23 protein-coding genes are annotated in these 18,942 nt (G+C 32.0%); 22 read left to right on the forward strand and 1 reads right to left on the reverse strand.

All coding sequences use genetic code 11. From position 1 onward, the window contains the following. Positions 1-41: 41 nt before the first annotated feature. Positions 42-746 (reverse strand): class I SAM-dependent methyltransferase, encoded by a 705-nt coding sequence (locus tag ACLUJM_RS02030; protein ID WP_412412049.1) that lies wholly within the window; start codon positions 744-746, stop codon positions 42-44. Between the two features lie 113 nt (positions 747-859). Between ACLUJM_RS02030 and ACLUJM_RS02035 the strand changes: the two genes are divergently transcribed. The 22 genes from ACLUJM_RS02035 (at position 860) to ACLUJM_RS02140 (ending at position 18,853) form a co-directional block, all read left to right on the forward strand. Beyond that, complete coding sequence (locus tag ACLUJM_RS02035; RefSeq protein WP_412412050.1) at positions 860-1,840, forward strand: C39 family peptidase; 981 nt, start codon at positions 860-862, stop codon at positions 1,838-1,840. Beyond that, positions 1,841-2,545, forward strand: coding sequence for a TrmH family RNA methyltransferase (locus tag ACLUJM_RS02040; protein WP_412412051.1), 705 nt, complete (start codon positions 1,841-1,843; stop codon positions 2,543-2,545). Continuing rightward, positions 2,545-3,240, forward strand: coding sequence for an HAD family hydrolase (locus ACLUJM_RS02045; RefSeq protein WP_316445115.1), 696 nt, complete (start codon positions 2,545-2,547; stop codon positions 3,238-3,240). The genes ACLUJM_RS02040 and ACLUJM_RS02045 overlap by 1 nt, the downstream gene beginning before the upstream one ends. Further along, positions 3,212-3,832, forward strand: a complete 621-nt coding sequence (locus ACLUJM_RS02050; RefSeq protein WP_412412053.1) for an epoxyqueuosine reductase QueH — start codon at positions 3,212-3,214, stop codon at positions 3,830-3,832. Before ACLUJM_RS02045 ends, ACLUJM_RS02050 begins: the two co-directional genes overlap by 29 nt. Before the next feature lie 113 nt (positions 3,833-3,945). Continuing rightward, positions 3,946-4,698: a formate dehydrogenase accessory sulfurtransferase FdhD gene (gene fdhD, locus ACLUJM_RS02055; protein ID WP_412412055.1), complete on the forward strand. Its 753-nt coding sequence runs from the start codon at positions 3,946-3,948 to the stop codon at positions 4,696-4,698. 2 nt (positions 4,699-4,700) lie between these two features. Beyond that, positions 4,701-5,336, forward strand: coding sequence for a formate/nitrite transporter family protein (locus tag ACLUJM_RS02060; protein WP_294684117.1), 636 nt, complete (start codon positions 4,701-4,703; stop codon positions 5,334-5,336). Between the two features lie 10 nt (positions 5,337-5,346). Next, on the forward strand, positions 5,347-6,528 hold the full coding sequence (locus ACLUJM_RS02065) for a molybdopterin molybdotransferase MoeA (RefSeq protein WP_294684119.1): 1,182 nt from the start codon (positions 5,347-5,349) through the stop codon (positions 6,526-6,528). Beyond that, entirely contained in the window at positions 6,525-7,532 is a 1,008-nt protein-coding gene (gene mobB, locus ACLUJM_RS02070) for a molybdopterin-guanine dinucleotide biosynthesis protein B (RefSeq protein WP_412412057.1), read from the forward strand. The genes ACLUJM_RS02065 and mobB overlap by 4 nt, the downstream gene beginning before the upstream one ends. Positions 7,533-7,541: 9 nt before the next feature. After that, positions 7,542-7,997: an 8-oxo-dGTP diphosphatase gene (locus ACLUJM_RS02075; RefSeq protein WP_412412058.1), complete on the forward strand. Its 456-nt coding sequence runs from the start codon at positions 7,542-7,544 to the stop codon at positions 7,995-7,997. Next, on the forward strand, positions 7,997-8,905 hold the full coding sequence (locus ACLUJM_RS02080; RefSeq protein ID WP_412412059.1) for a DMT family transporter: 909 nt from the start codon (positions 7,997-7,999) through the stop codon (positions 8,903-8,905). Before ACLUJM_RS02075 ends, ACLUJM_RS02080 begins: the two co-directional genes overlap by 1 nt. Beyond that, positions 8,898-9,638: an NAD-dependent protein deacylase gene (locus tag ACLUJM_RS02085; RefSeq protein ID WP_294684122.1), complete on the forward strand. Its 741-nt coding sequence runs from the start codon at positions 8,898-8,900 to the stop codon at positions 9,636-9,638. The genes ACLUJM_RS02080 and ACLUJM_RS02085 overlap by 8 nt, the downstream gene beginning before the upstream one ends. Continuing rightward, a complete protein-coding gene (locus ACLUJM_RS02090; protein WP_412412060.1) occupies positions 9,628-10,026 on the forward strand; it encodes a hypothetical protein in 399 nt (132 codons plus the stop codon). The genes ACLUJM_RS02085 and ACLUJM_RS02090 overlap by 11 nt, the downstream gene beginning before the upstream one ends. 207 nt (positions 10,027-10,233) lie before the next feature. Then, positions 10,234-11,094 carry a DegV family protein gene (locus tag ACLUJM_RS02095; RefSeq protein WP_412412062.1) on the forward strand — a complete coding sequence of 287 codons (861 nt, stop codon included), beginning with the start codon at positions 10,234-10,236 and terminating at the stop codon, positions 11,092-11,094. 209 nt (positions 11,095-11,303) lie between these two features. Continuing rightward, complete coding sequence (locus tag ACLUJM_RS02100; protein WP_412412064.1) at positions 11,304-12,458, forward strand: TlpA family protein disulfide reductase; 1,155 nt, start codon at positions 11,304-11,306, stop codon at positions 12,456-12,458. A 15-nt stretch (positions 12,459-12,473) separates the two neighbouring features. Next, positions 12,474-12,626 (forward strand): CD1871A family CXXC motif-containing protein, encoded by a 153-nt coding sequence (locus ACLUJM_RS02105; RefSeq protein WP_002835608.1) that lies wholly within the window; start codon positions 12,474-12,476, stop codon positions 12,624-12,626. Next, positions 12,619-13,515, forward strand: a complete 897-nt coding sequence (locus tag ACLUJM_RS02110) for a 4Fe-4S binding protein (protein ID WP_412412065.1) — start codon at positions 12,619-12,621, stop codon at positions 13,513-13,515. The genes ACLUJM_RS02105 and ACLUJM_RS02110 overlap by 8 nt, the downstream gene beginning before the upstream one ends. A gap of 137 nt (positions 13,516-13,652) precedes the next feature. Beyond that, on the forward strand, positions 13,653-14,411 hold the full coding sequence (locus ACLUJM_RS02115) for a rhodanese-like domain-containing protein (RefSeq protein ID WP_412412066.1): 759 nt from the start codon (positions 13,653-13,655) through the stop codon (positions 14,409-14,411). A gap of 54 nt (positions 14,412-14,465) precedes the next feature. Further along, positions 14,466-15,947 (forward strand): TIGR04282 family arsenosugar biosynthesis glycosyltransferase, encoded by a 1,482-nt coding sequence (locus ACLUJM_RS02120; RefSeq protein WP_412412067.1) that lies wholly within the window; start codon positions 14,466-14,468, stop codon positions 15,945-15,947. After that, positions 15,919-16,581: a TIGR04283 family arsenosugar biosynthesis glycosyltransferase gene (locus tag ACLUJM_RS02125; protein ID WP_412412068.1), complete on the forward strand. Its 663-nt coding sequence runs from the start codon at positions 15,919-15,921 to the stop codon at positions 16,579-16,581. Before ACLUJM_RS02120 ends, ACLUJM_RS02125 begins: the two co-directional genes overlap by 29 nt. Next, complete coding sequence (locus ACLUJM_RS02130; RefSeq protein ID WP_412412069.1) at positions 16,556-17,503, forward strand: heterodisulfide reductase-related iron-sulfur binding cluster; 948 nt, start codon at positions 16,556-16,558, stop codon at positions 17,501-17,503. The genes ACLUJM_RS02125 and ACLUJM_RS02130 overlap by 26 nt, the downstream gene beginning before the upstream one ends. After that, the gene (gene arsS, locus ACLUJM_RS02135; protein ID WP_412412070.1) at positions 17,500-18,420 is read left to right on the forward strand and encodes an arsenosugar biosynthesis radical SAM (seleno)protein ArsS; all 921 of its coding nucleotides are present in this window, start codon (positions 17,500-17,502) and stop codon (positions 18,418-18,420) included. The genes ACLUJM_RS02130 and arsS overlap by 4 nt, the downstream gene beginning before the upstream one ends. Continuing rightward, positions 18,413-18,853, forward strand: a complete 441-nt coding sequence (locus tag ACLUJM_RS02140) for a C-GCAxxG-C-C family protein (protein WP_412412071.1) — start codon at positions 18,413-18,415, stop codon at positions 18,851-18,853. The genes arsS and ACLUJM_RS02140 overlap by 8 nt, the downstream gene beginning before the upstream one ends. The last annotated feature ends 89 nt before the right edge of the window (positions 18,854-18,942 follow it).

An 18,942-nucleotide genomic window follows, 5' to 3' on the forward strand; every position in this document is an offset into this window, starting at 1 on the left:
CCTCCCATGTGGGAGGTTTTTTAATGCCAGTAAATTTTATTTTATAGTTTTTCAGCGCTGATTACTAATGGTCTGGATTTTTCCTTATCAAATTCTGCTTTATTAAATCCGCCGTATATTTTTATTTTCTCAAAACCATTTTGTTCTAAAAGTTTTACTAATTCATCTGATGTTATTGGAAATAAATTGACGTCGTTTTCGATGGACTTATCAGCGGCTGTCATCACTGTGTTAAATCGTATAAAATCACCGTTTCTGAAATATTTTCGTACAAATTCAACTTTTTCGTTTTTGATAGTTGGAAGATTTCCCAAGTAATCATCATCTACTTGTAAAAATGGATGGAAGTTAATGATTTGAAGTACGTGATTTCCGTTTGGGTTTAATTTGTCATAGCATTTTTTCAAAAATTCATTTATTTTTTCTGTAGAATCCAAGTGTACCAAAGAATTTCCGATGCAATAAATCAAACCGAAATTTTCTCTCAATTTGTCGATATCTAACATATTCATACATTTAGCATCGATTTTGTTTTCATTAATTGCCTTGTCGACAAACTTTTCTTCCAAATCAATCCCCATCACATCATACCCATCATCTTGAAGTCTTTTTGCAACTTTTCCAGTGGCACAGGCAACATCCAAGATTTTGCCGTGAGCATGTTCTTCTAAGAAATTTATTTGCTTGTCGTTTGGTTGAAAAATATCTTCGTAATTATCTGAAATTGAATCGTAAAATTTACTCATATCATCACCTCTAATGTAATTATACCCAAAAGGATGTTACAATTTTATAAAGTTGTCATAATTTTGTAATAATTTCAAATCGTGTGATATAATTAGATAAATGAGGTGAAAACTTGATACGTAATAATCACGATAGATTTCTAGAAGAAAAAAGAAGACGCGCAGTAAAACGAAGGATTGTGTTTTCAGTATTTCTATTAGTAATTCTATTTTCAATCATAAAAGTAAAAAATGATAGACAAGAGCATTCAGCTGAACAAAAACAAGCTGAGATAGCTCATGAGCAAAAAACTTCTGAACAACAAAACTCCAAACCAGAAGAACCAGTGGAAAAAGAAAAAACTGATGAGGAAGTTTTTGATGAAATCAAAAAGAATGAAAATATTTACCAAAACACATTTAAGAGAAATGAATTGTTGCACAATTTGGAAGTTTACGCAAAGTACAATCCTAATGCAAAATTGGTGATGAAAAGCGCCGACGACATTCATCCTTCTCTTTTAAAACTTGCCGGTAACAACTACACTGCTGTGAATTTCGTGGCGAAAACAATTGATTCTACAATTAAAAACGACTATTCATATCCAGAAAACGCAAATAGTTCGAACGTACCATTGTATTTGCAATGGGACAAGAGATGGGGTTATGAAAAATACGGCTACGGAATTATTGGATTTACAGGATGTGGCCCTACAAGTTGCGCAATGGCTATGTCGTATTTGAAGAACGACCCTTCAATCACTCCAGCAAAAATAGCTGAAGAGAGTGATCGCAACGGATATTCTTCATCAGAAGGAACAAGCTGGGGATTTTATCCTTATATAGCAAGAAAATACGGATTGAAAGCTGTTCAAATGGATGCGAATTATAATATTATTAAAGAAAATCTAAAAAAAGGAAATCCAATTCTAATTTCTGTAAGACCTGGAGATTTCACACAAACGGGGCATGTAATGGTGATTTCGGGAATGGATGCAAATGGCAATATTATAATCAACGATCCAAACAGTTTTACTAATTCGCAAAAATCATGGAAATACGATAGATTACAACCACAAATCAAAGCGATGTGGGTGTTTAGTAATGGAGTATAAATGAAAAAATACACAAAATACAAAAAAGATCTTGAATATTCTTATACAATGGGACCTTTTCCAACTTATGAACTTATTGAAAATAAGGCTGATATTGTTGAGGAGGTCTTAATTTCTGAGGATTTCAATGACACAGAAAAATTAATAAAAATATTGAATGAGAAGAAAATTCCTTATACGATTTCGAGTAAACAAATCAACAAAATTTCACTAAAAGACAAGGAATATGTGATTGGAGTTTTCAAAAAGCAAAAATCAATATTACAAGAAAAAAACCACATAATTTTGGACGGAATAGACAATATGGGAAATCTTGGAACGATTATGAGAAGCATGCTTGCATTTGGTTACAAGGATTTGGCGTTGATTTCAAATACTTGCGACGTTTACAATCCTAAAGTTGTACGTGCGAGTATGGGAGCTTTTTTCAAATTAAATATTCAAAGATTCGATAATCTAGAAGATTACAAGAAAAATTTCCCGGAAAATAAGATTTATTCGTTTTTATTAGATGAAAGTTCAAATGAACTACGTGATGTAAAATTTGATGAGCCGTTTAGTTTGGCGTTTGGAAATGAAGGAGCAGGACTTCCACAAGAATACTACAATGAAAATAAGATTTTCATCAATCAATCGAAGGACGTGGATTCTTTGAATTTGCCGATAGCTTGTTCAATTGCAATGTATCAATCGAAGGTGATTTAATGAAGAGAGTATTTGTATTTGATTTGGACGGAACGTTGATAGATTCTATTGAAATGATTAATAATTGTTTCAATCACACTACACAAAAATTCGGACTCAAACCCGTAGAAAAGGAAAAATTCAATTATTTTCTTGGAGATGGACCTAAAATTTTGGTGGAAAAATCTTTGAATTATTTGATAGAACGCGATAATTTGGATGAAGAAAAAATTCATTCTCAATTTAACGAAATCTACGACAGCTACATCGAATATTACAACGGATATGATGATAAGAAAACACAACTGTATCCACATATAAGAGAATGCTTGGATAAGTTAAAAGAAATGGGCGCACTTGTTTGCGTATGCACGAACAAGACTCTTCCAGCAGCAGAAAAAATTTTGAATAATTTATTTCCGCAAGGGTATTTTGATTATGTATCTGCTTTGGAAGATGAAACTAAAAGGAAACCAAATCCGTATTTGCTTGAAAAAATAGTGGAGGATTTGGATATTAAAAAAGATGAGATTGTATATTTTGGAGACACTGACACAGATATTGAGACGTGCAAGAATGCGAACGTAACAAGTGTCGGTGTTGAATGGGGATTTAGAGAAAGAGAAGAACTTGTAGAATCGGGAGCAGATTTTGTGATTTCCGATCAAAGAAGGATAGTTGATTTTTATGGAGAATTACCAAAAAATATTGGATAAAACAATTGAAAATCTAAACGGAGGAGAAACACTTCTTCTTCACAGCTGTTGTGGGCCTTGTTCCAGTTATGTACTGGAATATTTGTCACGGTACTTTAAGATAACTATTTTGTTTTACAACCCAAACATTTCTCCACAATCTGAGTTCGACAAGAGAGTTGTGGAGCAGAAAAAAGTAATCGAAAATACAAAAGCAAAGTATCCGATAGATATAATTGTTGACAAATACGATCCCGATGAATTCTACGAAAGGGTGAAACCATACAAGGATTTGGGAGAGAAATCACAGCGCTGTTATGAGTGCTACGATTTGCGAATCGACAGAACTTTCGACATTGCAGATGAGATGGGTTTTGATTTCGTAACGACGACTTTGTCAGTTAGCCCTCACAAAAACAGTCAATGGATCAATGAAATCGGAGAGAAATTAGAACAAACTCACAAAGCGAAATTCTTGCATTCTGATTTCAAGAAGAGAAATGGATACAAGAGGTCAATAGAATTATCGAAGGAGTTTGATTTGTATAGACAAGATTACTGTGGGTGCATTTACAGCAAAAAAGAAGCAGAACAACGACATAAAAATGATTGATTGAATCGGTGATTATTCGCCGATTTTTTTGTGAGAAAAAAATAAAATTGATAATGGTGTTAAGTATTTGTATCGGCTAAAGTTGTTTGATATAATTAAATAAAGGAGATTTTATGAATTTTGAAAAAAATGTAATGGTTAAGAAATATAACGATGGCGTTATAGAAGAAGTTGAAGATGTTATTCTTAGAGAATTTTTGTTGGATATCAATATTAATTCGAAACCAATTGTAAAACTTTTGTGTATTGAAAAGGATTTACAAGAACTTGTGACGGGATATCTTATCACAGAAAACATTGTGAGACCAGAAGATATACAAAACGTAGATATAAATATTAATGGAAATATTTGTAATGTTGAGTTGAAAGATATCGATAACACTCCAAGTCATGTGACTACGGAAAGTGGCGATTACAAAAACGTTCCATACAATTTTACAAATAGAGATGAAAAAGTCACACCGATTGATTGGGACGAAGAAACACTGTTGAAGATTTCCAATTTTAATTTATCGGGATCTCAATTATTTAAAGAAACGGGCAATGTGCATTCTGTTGTTTTGGCGAAAAATGGGGAAATAATTTGTCAATGCGATGATATTGGAAGATACAATGCTTTTGACAAGGCTGTGGGTACGGCTGTGTTAAATGGCGAAAACTTATCTGATTTAATTGCATTTACCTCTGGAAGAATTCCTTCATCAATTGTTCAAAAATGTATCAATTCTGGAATTTCTGTAATAGTTTCCAGAAGTGCACCGACAGATGTTTCTTTGGAATTAGCTGAAAAATATAATTTGTCTGTAATCGGCTTTTGCAAACAAAGTCGTTTAAATATTTATTTGGATTTTAGAAGGAAGGATTAGTTATGAAAAAATTAGCGGATTTTTTGTATGCCATTATGGCAGGGGCGTTTATTGCAATGGGCGGAGTTGTGTTTTTGAGCCTAAACAATAAAATTGTCGGAGCATTCATGTTCAGCTTGGGACTTTTTGCGGTGTGTACTTTGAAGTACAATCTGTTCACAGGAAAAATTGGATATTTGTTCAATAATGATGTGAAAACTTATTTGCCATGGTGTTTGATGGTGTGGGTTGGAAACTTAGTAGGAAGTATTATTGTAGCGGAATTAGTTCGTCTTACAAGAGTTGCTCCAGGAATTATCGAAAAATCCACGAAATTGGTTCAAGTAAAAGCAGACGATAGTTTGATAAGTTTGTTTGTTTTGGGTATTTTCTGTAATATTATGGTTGTTCACGCTGTGGATCAATACTTAAACAATCCTCACGAAATTGGAAAATATTTGGGAATTGTAATGAGCATCATGGTATTTATCCTTTGTGGATTTGAACACTGTATTGCAGATATGTTTTACATTCAAATGGCAAGAATGTGGAATTCACAAACAATTATAGCTCTAATAGTGATTACTTTGGGCAATGTTTTGGGCGGAATTTTGATTCCAACAATGAGAAAAATCAACACTAAATTAAAAAGTGAATAAGGTTGAATAAATGTTATTAAATGTTGAAAAAGCGAAGGAAATACTTAAACAAAATATAGAAAAAGCATCTGAAATTGAAGAAATTGATATAGATGATGCGTACAACAGAGTTTTGGCAGAGGATGTGTTGGCTAAGTTCAACAATCCTCCATATCCAAAAAGTGCAATGGATGGATATGCTGTAAGCAGCAAAGATTCTGATAAATTATCTAAGAAGAAAATTATCGGGACAAATTATGCAGGAGACTGCAATGATTTTGACTACGAAGAAAATACTTGTGTGAGAATTATGACGGGAGCTTTTGTTCCGAAATGTTATGATGCTATCGTAAAACAAGAAGATTGCGATGCGTTTGATGATTACATTGAAATCAAAAAAACTTACAAACCTTTTGATTATTACATCAAAGAAGGAGAAGATGTGAAAGAGAATGATTTGTTAATTCCTAAAAACACTAGGATTTCTTCGATTCACTTGTCGATTTTGGCATCAAATGGCTATGCAAAAGTCAAAGTTTACAGAAAATTAAAGGTTGCATTATTATCGACAGGTTCTGAATTATTATATCCAGGAGAAGAATATAAACCAGGTAAAATCTACAGTTCAACAACTTTTACATTGAAATCTATTCTGAAAAATTCTGGAGTAGAAGTTGTGGAACAAAAAAACTGTCTTGACCATGAAGATTCAATTATTAGAGAAATAAAGAATTTGACACCCAAATCTGATGTTATCATAACAACTGGTGGAGTGAGCGTTGGAGATAAGGATTTGATGGAATCTTGTATGGGAAAAATCGGAGAGGTTTTGTTTCACAGAATTGCAATGAAACCAGGGACTCCTGTTATGGCATCAAAAGTCGACGGAAAGATTGTGTTGTCTTGTTCGGGAAGTCCGTTTGCAGCTTTTTGTAATTTCGAAGTTTTGTTTTGGGATTTGTACAATAAATATTATGGATTAAATGTAAAACAATTCGAAAAAGGAAAGGTCGTAAAAGGATCGATGAAAACATCTAGGTTACAACGATATGTCAGATGTTTTGTAAAAGATTCTGAGATTACGATTTTTGACAAACACAAGAATTCTATGTTACAAGATTTGACCAACTGCAATGCGCTTTTACTTCAAAAGCAAAACGAAAGCTTGGAAGAAGGTTCGATTGTAGATTATATTTATTTGGGTGAGATATGAGAGTTTCTGTAGGAATATTGGCTGGTGGAAAAAGTGTGAGAATGGGTCAAGACAAATTTGATTTGAACTTTTACGGTCACACTTTTATAGAAGAATTAATAGATAGGTTCAAAGATTACGAGGTAATTGTTTCATCTAATACAGCCGATTATTCTCCAATTAAAACTGTAAAGGACACTTATATTGATGCGGGACCTTTGAGTGGAATATTGGAGATTTTGAAAAATTCTACAAATGAATATGTATTTATAACTTCTTGCGATATGATAAATGTGAAACCAGATTTGGTGGATTTTGCAGCATCTATCGCAAGTTTTTCAGATGAAGCTGTAATTTTTGAAACAGATGAGAGATGCTATCCAACTTGTGGGATTTTTTCAAAAAAATTAATTCCCGTTGTGGAAGAAATGCTTTCTAACAAAGATTATCGCGTGATGAATTTAATTAAGAAAATCGATACGAAATTTGTTAATTTGAAATACACAATTTTTGAGGATGAATTTGTTAATATTAATTATCCAGAAGAACTGAAACAAAATGCGACGCCTTTGATTTGTATTTGTGGCAAAAAAAATAGCGGCAAGACTACTTTTATTAAAAAGCTTGTTTATGAATTGAAAAAAAGAGGTAAAACTTGCTCGGTAATAAAACACGATGGGCACGATTTTGAGCTTGATTTCAAAGACACTGACACTTTTTATTACAAAGAGTACGGCGCTTGTCAGACCTTGATTTTTAACGATAAATACTTTAAATTAGATGGTGGGAGTAAAAATATTTATGATTTGATAAAATTATTAGACGATGTTGATTTGATTATTATCGAAGGAATGAAGGATTCAGATTTCATTAAATACGAATGTACTCTTACAGATGATTTGGTATGTAGCGATGTAAATAAATATGGAATTATTAGCGACAGAAATTTTGTGGGTTACGATAATTTCGATATCAATAATCCATCAGAGTTTACAGACTACATTATCCAAAAATTTAAAATTTAGAAGGTATTTATGGAAAATATTTTGTGCAACATGATTAAAATAAATCGTGGAAATGATGTTTTGGTTTTAGATAAAGTAAAAAAATACGGTTGGGAAGGGTTAACTTTTCCAGGAGGACATGTCGAAAAGGTAGAATCTATTACTGAATCTGTTATTAGAGAAGCGGAAGAAGAAACTAATTTGGATATTGAAAACATAAAATATGTTGGAATGATTAGCTGGTACGACATGGACAACAACGACAGAATTGTTGGATTTTTGTACGAAACTGATGATTTTTCTGGAGAATTGATAAAGGAAAATGTCGAAGGGACATTGGAATTTATCGATTACGAAGATTTAAAAAACATGGATGGACATAGCGATTCTATGGGTGAAATTTTCGCTATTTACGACGGGAAATATTCTGAAATCGTGCTTTATTATGAAGATAATAAATGCGTAAAAAAGGAGTGTTATAAATAGTGAGAAAAGCTAAAGGAATGATGTTCGCCATAATCTCGGCGTTGATTTTTGGATTTACACCGATTATGGTCAGAGAAACTCTGAGCAATGGAAGTAACGTAATTATGACTTCTTTTTTAAGGGGGTTTTTCGTAATTCCATTTTTGATTATTTCATTGAAAAGCAGAAATGTCAGCCTCAAAGTTACAAATCAAGAATTGAAAAAACTAATTTTGATGTGTAGCATTGGTGGTTGCATCACAATGACAATGCTTTATGCATCTTATCAATATATTTCGGTAGGTCTTGCTACATCCATACACTTTATTTTTCCAACGATTGTAACAGTGTATTCGGTTTTGTTTTTGAACGAAAAAATGACAAAATACAAATTCGTTTCACTTATCGCATCGATTATCGGAGTTATTTTGCTTGCTAATAATGTAGGTGGAAGCAGTAATTTTCCATTAGGATTATTCTTGGCTGTGGCATCTGGTTGTACTTATTCTTTTTATTTGATTTATATGGATGTATCCGGACTTAAAAACATGGATAGTGTCAAAGTTACATTTTACAATTGCACAATTAACTCAACGATGCTTTTGGTATTTGGGCTTATTACTGGAGATTTTACATTGTCTTTATCAAGATATGCGTGGATAATTGCATTTGTGATTTCGATATTGGTTTCAGTATTTGGCACGCTATTCATTCAACTTTCCATTGTGAATGCTGGTGTTAGCACTTACACGATTTTTTCGACATTGGAACCAATTACATCTGTGATATTAGGAATTATTTTATTTAACGAAACTACAGATCCAAGAAGATTGCTTGGCTGTTTTATGATATTTTTGTCGGTGATGATACTAGCAGTTTCAACGAGATTTCAAGAAAGAAGAGCAAAGGGAAGTGTAAATAATGGATGATGTTGAAAGATTAAAACAAATTGTAGAACAAAGTGACAAAATCGTGTTTTTTGGTGGAGCAGGGGTGTCTACTGCATCTGGAATTCCAGATTTTAGATCAGCAACGGGACTTTACAACAAGAAAAACGACAGCGATTTTTCACCGGAATATATGTTAAGTCACGAATTTTTCGTGACACGTCCCGATTTATTTCAGAATTATGTTTTGGAAAATTTGATTATCGATGGAGTAAAACCAAACAAAGCTCATTTGTCTTTGACAAAGTTAGAAAAAGCTAACAAATTACTTGGAGTAATCACACAAAACATCGACAGCTTAGATACTATGGCTGGAACTAAAAATATCGCAGAAATTCACGGCAATTTGAGAGATTATTATTGCGTAAATTGCGGCGCAAAATACGATTTGGATTATTATAAACAAAACAGACCATGCAAATGCGAAAAATGTGGAGGTGTTGTTCGTCCAGATGTTACATTGTACGGAGAAGTTCCACCACAAAAGGAATTTGCAAAAGCAATCAGTTGGATTAACAAGGCAGACACGATGATTGTAGCTGGAAGCTCACTTGTTGTGTATCCTGCAAGTGGTCTTATCAATTATTTTCGAGGAAATAATTTGATACTTATTAATTTGGATCGTACAAGCTACGATAATATGGCAAATATCGTGATTCATGACGATATTGCAAAAACTTTAGAATATGTAACGAGGGATATTGATGAAAGATAAAATTAAAAATTATTTGCAAAAAGTTTACGGAGTGGATTTTTTCTCGAAAACAATGATAGTATTCGCTCTGATACTTTCTTTGATTAATTTAAAATTTAAAAATAGAGTTATAGAGATCATTACGATGGTTTTAATTGTGTATTTCGGAATTTTCAGAGTTTTTTCTGTTAACAAATATCAACGAATGATTGAAAATCAAAAATTTGCAAAAGCTGTAAAACCTATGACGGATTTTTTCGAAAAATATAAAATTAGAGCAGCAAATTCCAAGGACAAGAAGTATACTAAATGTCCTAACTGCAAAAAAGAAATGAAAATTCCAAGAAATAAAGGAAAAATCAAAGTAACTTGTCCTCATTGTGGACATAAATTTGTGAAGAAAAGTTAATAAAAATAAGAAAATCTATTATTGAGTTAGTCGCTTGATAATAGATTTTTTGTGTTTTTATTTGATAAATTATTCGGCTAAAATTAATAATTTGAGCTAAAATTGTATAATTGGCTAAAACTTTATGAGTTTATGTATATATATTACATATAATTGACCGCTCGAACAATAAATGTTATCATTAAAAAAATTAATTAGGAGGGGAAAATGATAAAAATTATATCAGATTCAGCTTGCGATTTGAAAAAAGCCTATATGGAACAAAATAACATAGGAGTTGTTCCATTTAACATAATAATAAACGAAGATAAATCACTTAAAGACAAAATAGAAATACAATCAGAAGAGTTATTGGAGATGATGAAGAATGATTCACAATTTTTTGCGAAAACTTCGCAGCCAAGTCCAGACGATTACAAAATCGAATTTGAAAAGGTAGCAAAACAAGGCAATGACATAATATGTTTTACGATAACATCTGAACTAAGTGGGTCTTACCAATCAGCAGAAGTTGCCAAGAGAATTATTCAAGAACAGTATGATGTGGATATCAGGATTGTTGATAGTTTATCGGCATCTCTTGGACAAGGAATTTTAATTAAAAAAGCCGTGGAAATGGTGGGGCAAAATAAATCGTTGGATGAGATAGAAGATTATGTAAACAAAATCAAATTGACTGGTAAGATTTTCTTATTAGTGGATTCTTTAAAATATCTTGAAAAAGGTGGAAGAATTAGCAAATCCAAGAGATTAATTGGAAATGCGCTTAGCCTAAAACCTATTTTGAAATTAGAAAATGGGAAATTAGACATCGTGGATAAAGTTATTGGCAAGAAAAGAGCTATAAAACATTTGATGAAATTGGTTAGTTCAGAAAAAAACAATGCTAACAAGGGCGATGAATTATTTGTTGTACATGCAGATTCTAAACAAGAGGCTAGTGAAATCTACGATGAGTTAAAAACTGAAAATAATTTGCCTTTTGATATCGAAGTATTATCTCCGGTTTTAGTTTGCCATTCAGGAAATGGCAGCATTGCTGTTGGGATTGTAAACACTGAAGTTTAATCTAAAATTATATATAGAAATTTTAAATAAAAAATAGTGCGTTTTTATAACGCATTATTTTTTTGTGTGATTTGGATTTTATTAACTACGATTTAATTAGGAAAAGTTTTTTGTTTCACGAACATTTCATAAAACTATCGTAATATAATATCAGATCACACGAATGCGTGTTATCTAAATATGAACTTAGATATTTTATGGAGGAAATTATGAGAAAAAATATATTAAAAGGAACTACTTTGCTACTAGCATTGTGTTTTAGCGTTGGAGCAGTTGGATGCCAAAAATCTGATGGAAATAAAGAAAAAGATTCAAAGGTGGTTAGTCCGAAAGAGGTTGGAATGAAAGATAATAAAAACTCTGAAAATGAAAAATTCAAACCTGCTGATTATTCATTACAACCAAAAGATGAATTTGTATATGAGTTTTTGGGATTGAAGTTCAAGCTTTCAGAACAAGTTAAAAAAGATATGAAAGACAAGAAGATTGCGATGTTGGATGAACAAAGTCCTATCGACAAGGAATTGAAATACGCTATGCTTACTTTCAGCAAATTAACTGAAGAACAAAAAAATGCAGTAGTCGATAAAATGGGTGATGGATACGAAAAATGGCAAAAAGAACTTGAAAGAGTTGGATCTATCGGAATGTTTGACAAAAACATGTCTGAAGCTGAAATAGCCAAAATCACAAAATGCGACAATAACAAAAAAATCGGCGAATCAAAAGATGGTAAGTTCACTTACTACATAAGTTCAAAAGGTAAAATGGATGAAGGTTTTGCAAAAGAATTTGCTAAAACTCAAATTGATATTATTGAAAAGAAACCACGTCCTGAAAATGGATTTGTATTATCTGAAAAAACTGATTTGGAAAACACAGAAGCATTCGACAAAAAATCGGTTAAGGGTTTGGGCAATTTATCCACAAAAGACATCAATGGCAAAGATTTCTCAAGCAAAGATTTTGAAAAATACGACCTTACAATGGTAAATGTGTTTGCAACTTGGTGTAGTGCTTGTGTGAATGAAATTCCTGATTTGAGTGAAGTTCAAAAAGAAATGAAAAACAAAGGTGTAAATATTGTAGGAGTTGTCACAGATACTGTAGACGATAATGGTACTAATAATGAAGCATTGCAAAAAGCAAAACTAATTCAAGAAAAAACAAAAGCTTCATATCCATTCTTAATGCCAGACAAATCAAACTTCAACGGCAGATTAAACGGAATACAAGCAATGCCAGAAACTTTCTTTGTCGATAAAAATGGAAATATTGTAGGAGAAACTTATTCTGGTGCAAAATCAAAAGAAGAATGGAAACAAGTTATCGAAAAAGAATTAGCTAATTTGAAAAACAAATAAAATTAGGTGATTTAAATGTACAAAAAATTTATTCATAGCCGTATATTTTCAGTTACGATTTTATTTCTGTCTGTTGGGATGATTTATTACGGTTACAACAACGGCGAAGTAAAAGTTGTATTGGATAAGGCTATAAGAATTTGCATGGAGTGTATTGGAATTGGATAAGATTAAAGATTTACTAAACTTTGGAACCAAGAAAAACAGATACAAAATAATGGATAATTTCAGACACGCTTTCCAATCGCTGTGGTTTTTGATTACCAATTCTTATGTAGAAGGTTTTAAAACCGGAAAGATTTACGGCGGAAACCTCAAGAAAATTTGCGTTCCGGGGATGAATTGTTATTCCTGCCCCGGAGCTAAAGGCTCTTGCCCGATTGGTTCATTACAAGCTGTAATTGGAAACTCTAATTTTAAGTTTAGCTATTACATAGTAGGATTTTTATTTTTCATTGGAGCTTTGATGGGAAGATTTGTATGTGGATGGTTGTGTCCGTTTGGATTGATTCAAGATTTGTTATACAAAATTCCTTTTTTCAAAAAGATAAAAACTTTTAAATACGATAAACATTTGAGAAAATTAAAATATTTTATTTTGTTAATTTTTGTAATAATTTTGCCGATGTTTGTGGTGGATATTTTGGGACAAGGCTCTCCGTATTTTTGCAAACTGATTTGCCCGATAGGAATGTTAGAAGGAGGAATTCCTCTCGTATTACTCAACAAAAGCATGAGAGGAGCGATTGGATTTTTGTATTATTGGAAGGGAACTATTCTGATACTTACGATTTTACTTTCAATAATGATTTACAGACCTTTCTGCAAATATATTTGTCCTTTAGGTGCGATTTATTCATTTTTCAATCCGATTTCTATTTTTAAATATAGATTGGACAAAGACAAATGTATTAGTTGTGGAAGGTGTAAGAAAGTTTGCCAAATGAACGTGGATCCTACGAAAAATTGCAATCATAAGGAATGTATCAGATGTGCAAGATGCAAAAATGCCTGTCCTGTTGACGCTATAAGCTGTGGAATAAAAGATAAAAATTAATACAAAAGTTTTTAGAAAAATATTTCTCAAAAATCTTTGACAATCCATTTATAGAAAATTTCAATAAATAATCCTTGGGTTTCGAAGTATATGTATGATACAATGTTATCGATAAAGATTTTTAGGAGGAATTTATAGTGAAAAAACTTTTATTAACATTAGCTTTAGTATCAGCTATAGCTTTTACTGGTTGTTCAAATAATTCAGATAAACCAGCTGAAAACGAAAAGAAAACAGAACAACCTGCAGAAAAAACAGAAGAAAAAACAGAAGAAAAAGCAGCCATAAAAGAAATGAAAGGCGCTGACCTTGAAGCAATCGAACAAGACAAGAAGAAAAAAGAAACTATCTTAGTTGTTGACGTTAGAAGCAAAGAAGAATATGACCAAGGTCACGTTAAATGGGCTATCAATATGCCAATCGACACTTTCGAACAAGAAGTTTCTAAGTTAGATGCTTATAAAGACAAAGCAGTTGTTACAATTTGCAACAGCGGTAAAAAGAGCCAACAAGCTGCTGAAATTTTAGTAAATAACGGATTCAAAGATGTTACAAACGCAGAAGGCGTTAAGAAATTTGAATACAAATTAGTTAAATTTGCTAACATTTTACCAGAAGATTTAGTAAAAGCTTCTGAAGATACTAATAACGTAATAGTTGATGTTAGAGATAAAAAAGATTATGATGCAGGTCATATCAAAAATGCAATTAACATTCCATTAGATGAAGCGGATGCAAGATTATCAGAAATTCCTACAGATAAACCGGTTTACACTTATTGCTATTCTGGAAATAAATCTGGTCAATTAGCGCAAAAACTAATCGACAGAGGAAACAAAGACGTATTCAACTCTTTAGATGGAACTAAAGAACACGATTACGAATTAGTAAAATAGTTTTTTAAAATTAAAGCGGCTCATTTGTGAGTCGCTTTTTTTACAGGAGATAAAATGAACGCAGTAATTTTAATGACCAAAATTCCAAATAAAAATTCCAAAACTAGATTATCGACAATTTTATCAGAAAAGCAAAGGATAAAATTTAGTGAAAGTTTGATTGAAAAAAATCTGAATATAATAAAAGATTACAAAGTTTTCTTATCTCTGACTCCAAATGAACTATTTTCTGATTACGAGAAAAACTCTCCTTATGATTGCATCAAACAAACAGGAGATGATATCGGTCAAAGGATGAATAATTCCATAAATTACGTTTTGTCACTAGGATATTCAAAGGTGATTTTGGTGGGATCTGACATTATAGATTTTGATGGAGAGATTTTTGATAATGCTTTTGACAAATTAACTACCAATGATGTAGTGTTCAGTCCAACTGAAGATGGCGGATATAGTTTAATAGGAATGAAAAAAACACACGATGTTTTATTTGAAAACAAGACATATTCCAATCCAAATGTAGAAAATGATTTGGAAAATAGTTTGATTGAACATGATTTGTCTTATTCTAAACTGAAAGAAACTCACGATGTAGACACTGATATTGATTTTATTAAATACATATCTCAATCGAAAAATGTGAAATTACTTGGCAAAGGTGAGTATAATTCCAATTATCTAATAGATGGTGATTATTTGATAAGAATTGCAAGAGGATCCCAAATGCATTTGACTAATCAGATAGAATACGAATACAATGCCTTAAAATTCTTGGAGCAATCAAAAGTTACCCCGAAAGTCTACGATGTGAAAAAAGATGAAATGTCTGGCATTTGTTATTTAACAGAAGAATATTTGATTGGTAGAGACTTGAATTATCACACTGATTTAGAAATCGCAGCGTATCTTTTATCACAAATTCACTCTGTTGATGTAACTGGCAAAGATTTTATAAAAGCAGACAATCCATTTGAAATGATGTTTGAAGAATTTACACAGATGTTTTCTCATTATCAAAATTGGGACAAGAAAAGTCAATCTACTGAAAAGAAAATTTCAGATATGCTAAAATACATCAAAAATTTGGGACTGGATTCTATACTTGAAAATCCATGCCTTATCAACACTGAACTCAATAATAAAAATTTTATAATCGGAGAGAAATCTTATATTATAGATTGGGAAAAACCGATTATAGGAGAGCGTGAACAAGATTTGGCGCATTTTTTGGCACCAACGACGACTTTTTGGAAAACAGATGTAATATTTGATATGGACACTATGTATGATTTCTTGGACGAGTATGATAAAGTAGCAAAAGTAAAAGTTGATAGAAAAAAATTCGTAAAATATTTGTTGTTCACATGCCTCAGAGGAATAACTTGGTGCTCAATGGCATACACTCAATATGTTGATGAAAACAGGGATAATGGATTTACTTTTGAAAAGATAAAAGCATATTTGTCTGATGAATTTTTGGATAATATATGGGAGTTTATAAAAGCGAATGATTTCAGTAATAGTGCCAGTGTATAATGAATCTGACAAAATCGATAGATTCATCGACCACATGGATGTTTTTGATGATGAGTTTGAGGTGATTTTCAGCGTAAGTGGAGATGACGACACGTTTGAAAAAATCAGAGACAGAGGATATTATCCAATTAGAAGCATCAAGGGTCGTGGCAATCAAATTATAAATGGAATTGCAAATTCAACAGGAGAAATAATTCTGATTCTTCACGCGGATACTTTCTTCACAGAAAATCCAAAAGAAGAAATCAAATCAATTTTACAAAATTATAAAATGGGTTGTTTCAGCATTTCGTTTGTTCCAAAACAGTTTATAATGAAGATTGTCGCATTTAATTCTAGTAATCGTGTCAGACAAAGAAACATCGCATTCGGAGATCAGGGAATGTTTTTCACGAGAGAATTTTACGATGAGATGGGTGGATTCAAAAATATTGATTTAATGGAAGATTACGATTTTTCGATTAGAGTAAAGGAAAAAGGATACAAAATTTTTCTTTCAAAAATGAAGATATATTCTTCATCGCGTAGATTTCAAAAAAATGGGCCTTTTAGGACTATGTGGATGATGCAGAAATGTCAACATATGTATCGCAAGGGGGAAAAAGTAGATGATATCAAACAAAAGTACAAATGATTACTTACAAGAAGTTAAGGACAAGTGTATTGAATGTGGTAAATGCACAAAATGTTGTCCTTTTTTGACGAAATACAAAATTAATTTAAAAGATTTTGCTGACAGACAAGACTTGGCATTTTCTTGTTTCTTGTGTCAAAAATGCAAAGCGGTGTGTCCGGTTGATTTGGATGGAAAAAAGATTTCTCTTATTTTAAGAAAACAAAATCCAAAATTCGAATCTGTAAAAAAACAAAAAGAAAATTATTTCTTCAAAAACAAATCTAAAAGAAAAACAAAAGATTTGTTGTATTTGGGCTGTAATTTCCCAGCATTTTATCCAGATACTACAAAATATTTAATGGAATTATTCAACAAAGAAGGATTTGATTATTCAATTGATTGTTGCAATCTACCAAGTGATTATACTGGATTTGAAAATAATTATATGGAAAGATTTGAAAAAGAACTCAAAGACAAAGAAGTGGAAAGAATTGTGTGCGTGTGTCCAAACTGCTTTCACAAATTCTACAAGAATTTGTCGGTTGAAGTTATCACGATTTTTAAATGGCTTGAAGAAAGAGATATGATACACGATATTGATGAGGAAGTAAATGTGTTTTTCCCATGCTCTGACAGGTACAATCACATAATATTTGAAGAAATCAAAAGGCATATCAAAGGATTTAACAATAAATACATAAGTACAAACTGCTGTGGAGCAGGTGGAATTGCAGGAAAAAGCGAAAAAGACATCGCAACTCAAATGCAAAACTCCATTAAAAACGAAAAAATGTATACTTATTGTGCTACTTGTTCATCCAAGTTTGTAGCAAATAATGAAGTGCACCATTTTGTAAGTACAATGGTTGGTATAGATGAAAAATGCGATCCAAGCTTTTTCAAAAATGCATTAAAAGGAAAATTTAGGGGGAGAAAATGAGATTCGAAAATAGAATTTCTGAAAAATATAAAACATCTGGCGATATTACAACACTACAATTAAATATAACTGAAAAATGTAATTTGCGTTGTAAACACTGCCACGTTATGAAAAATAGTGAAAATCTAGTAATGTCCAAGGAAATCATGCAAGATTGCTTGAATTTTTTGGATAACCACAAGATGAAAACTGTGGATATTACAGGTGGAGAACCAACAACACATCCAGAAATTGTGTGGTTTATGAAGGAATGCTTGAAAAGAGTAGACGAGCTTATTATTAGAACAAACGCCACTGATATCGAAAAAAATCATGAATTAATGGATTTATTTGATAAAGAAAACATAAAAATCGTCGTATCTCTTCCTTGCTACACACAAGACAATGTAGATAGCCAAAGAGGAGATGGCGTATACGACAAAGTCATTGCTAACTTGAAGAAACTTAATGAAATGGGATATGGAACTGAGAAAGAATTGGATTTAGTTTATAATCCACTTGGTGGATTCTTGCCACCAGAACAATCCAATCTTCAATCTGATTATGAACGCGAATTGAAAAAGAAAAATGTTGTATTCAATAATTTGTTCACTATTACAAATATGCCTATTGGATATTTCAAAGATTTTTTAATTGAAAAAGGCGAATACGAAGATTACATGAAATTGTTGGAAGATAATTACAATGAAGAAACTTGTGAAAATATAATGTGTAGATTCCAAATTTCTGTGGATAGCTTAGGAAATCCTCACGATTGCGACTTCCACTTAGCAGAAAAAGTCCCAATGAAAGACTACACAAACATCAAAGATTTAATTGATGTGAAGGATTTGTCCAGAGAAATCGTGTGGAAAGATTACTGCTACGGTTGTACTGCAGGAAGTGGATCAAGTTGTGGAGGTGCATTGGATGAGTAAATTAACTAACGAAGAAATTTGGCAACTATTTACAGAAGGCATAGATTGTGCGCAAGTAGTTTTGAGATATTTCGCAGATGATTTGGGAGTGGACAAGGAACTTGTTACAAAAATTGCATCACCATTTACAGGTGGAATGTACAAAGGAATGACTTGTGGAGCAGTAACTGGTGCCTACATGGTTTTAGGAATTAAATACGGTCATTCAAAGCCCAATGAAGGCGAAAAGAAAGTTGAATTAGTAAAAAAAATGTTCGAATTCGATACCAAATTCAAAGAAAAACAATCTACGATAATTTGTGAAGAAATATTGGGAGATAATATAGCAGAAAATCTTGAAAAAATCGAACAAGAAAACACGATGCAAAGAAAATGTCCACAAGCTGTGAACGATGCGATAGATATATTAGAGGAAATGTTTGAAGAAAAATAAAATGAGAGCTGTCTACTTCGGTAGGCAGCTTTTAAATTTGATGACTTTAGTCAGTTGAGTTCGCTTGCGAACGAAACAATAAACTACCC

The organism is Finegoldia sp., assembly GCF_046991905.1.
Classification (GTDB): domain Bacteria; phylum Bacillota; class Clostridia; order Tissierellales; family Peptoniphilaceae; genus Finegoldia.

Excerpts from the sequence above, each read along its gene's own strand:
- ACLUJM_RS02105 (WP_002835608.1), top strand. The coding sequence starts at position 12,474 with ATGTACAAAAAATTTATTCATAGCCGTATATTTTCAGTTACGATTTTA.
- fdhD (WP_412412055.1), top strand. The coding sequence starts at position 3,946 with ATGAATTTTGAAAAAAATGTAATGGTTAAGAAATATAACGATGGCGTT.
- ACLUJM_RS02065 (WP_294684119.1), top strand. The coding sequence starts at position 5,347 with ATGTTATTAAATGTTGAAAAAGCGAAGGAAATACTTAAACAAAATATA.
- ACLUJM_RS02130 (WP_412412069.1), top strand. The coding sequence starts at position 16,556 with ATGATATCAAACAAAAGTACAAATGATTACTTACAAGAAGTTAAGGAC.
- arsS (WP_412412070.1), top strand. The coding sequence starts at position 17,500 with ATGAGATTCGAAAATAGAATTTCTGAAAAATATAAAACATCTGGCGAT.
- mobB (WP_412412057.1), top strand. The coding sequence starts at position 6,525 with ATGAGAGTTTCTGTAGGAATATTGGCTGGTGGAAAAAGTGTGAGAATG.
- ACLUJM_RS02095 (WP_412412062.1), top strand. The coding sequence starts at position 10,234 with ATGATAAAAATTATATCAGATTCAGCTTGCGATTTGAAAAAAGCCTAT.
- ACLUJM_RS02090 (WP_412412060.1), top strand. The coding sequence starts at position 9,628 with ATGAAAGATAAAATTAAAAATTATTTGCAAAAAGTTTACGGAGTGGAT.
- ACLUJM_RS02075 (WP_412412058.1), top strand. The coding sequence starts at position 7,542 with ATGGAAAATATTTTGTGCAACATGATTAAAATAAATCGTGGAAATGAT.
- ACLUJM_RS02140 (WP_412412071.1), top strand. The coding sequence starts at position 18,413 with ATGAGTAAATTAACTAACGAAGAAATTTGGCAACTATTTACAGAAGGC.
- ACLUJM_RS02125 (WP_412412068.1), top strand. The coding sequence starts at position 15,919 with ATGATTTCAGTAATAGTGCCAGTGTATAATGAATCTGACAAAATCGAT.
- ACLUJM_RS02060 (WP_294684117.1), top strand. The coding sequence starts at position 4,701 with ATGAAAAAATTAGCGGATTTTTTGTATGCCATTATGGCAGGGGCGTTT.
- ACLUJM_RS02100 (WP_412412064.1), top strand. The coding sequence starts at position 11,304 with ATGAGAAAAAATATATTAAAAGGAACTACTTTGCTACTAGCATTGTGT.
- ACLUJM_RS02030 (WP_412412049.1), bottom strand. The coding sequence starts at position 746 with ATGAGTAAATTTTACGATTCAATTTCAGATAATTACGAAGATATTTTT.
- ACLUJM_RS02050 (WP_412412053.1), top strand. The coding sequence starts at position 3,212 with ATGGAGAATTACCAAAAAATATTGGATAAAACAATTGAAAATCTAAAC.
- ACLUJM_RS02045 (WP_316445115.1), top strand. The coding sequence starts at position 2,545 with ATGAAGAGAGTATTTGTATTTGATTTGGACGGAACGTTGATAGATTCT.
- ACLUJM_RS02120 (WP_412412067.1), top strand. The coding sequence starts at position 14,466 with ATGAACGCAGTAATTTTAATGACCAAAATTCCAAATAAAAATTCCAAA.
- ACLUJM_RS02040 (WP_412412051.1), top strand. The coding sequence starts at position 1,841 with ATGAAAAAATACACAAAATACAAAAAAGATCTTGAATATTCTTATACA.
- ACLUJM_RS02085 (WP_294684122.1), top strand. The coding sequence starts at position 8,898 with ATGGATGATGTTGAAAGATTAAAACAAATTGTAGAACAAAGTGACAAA.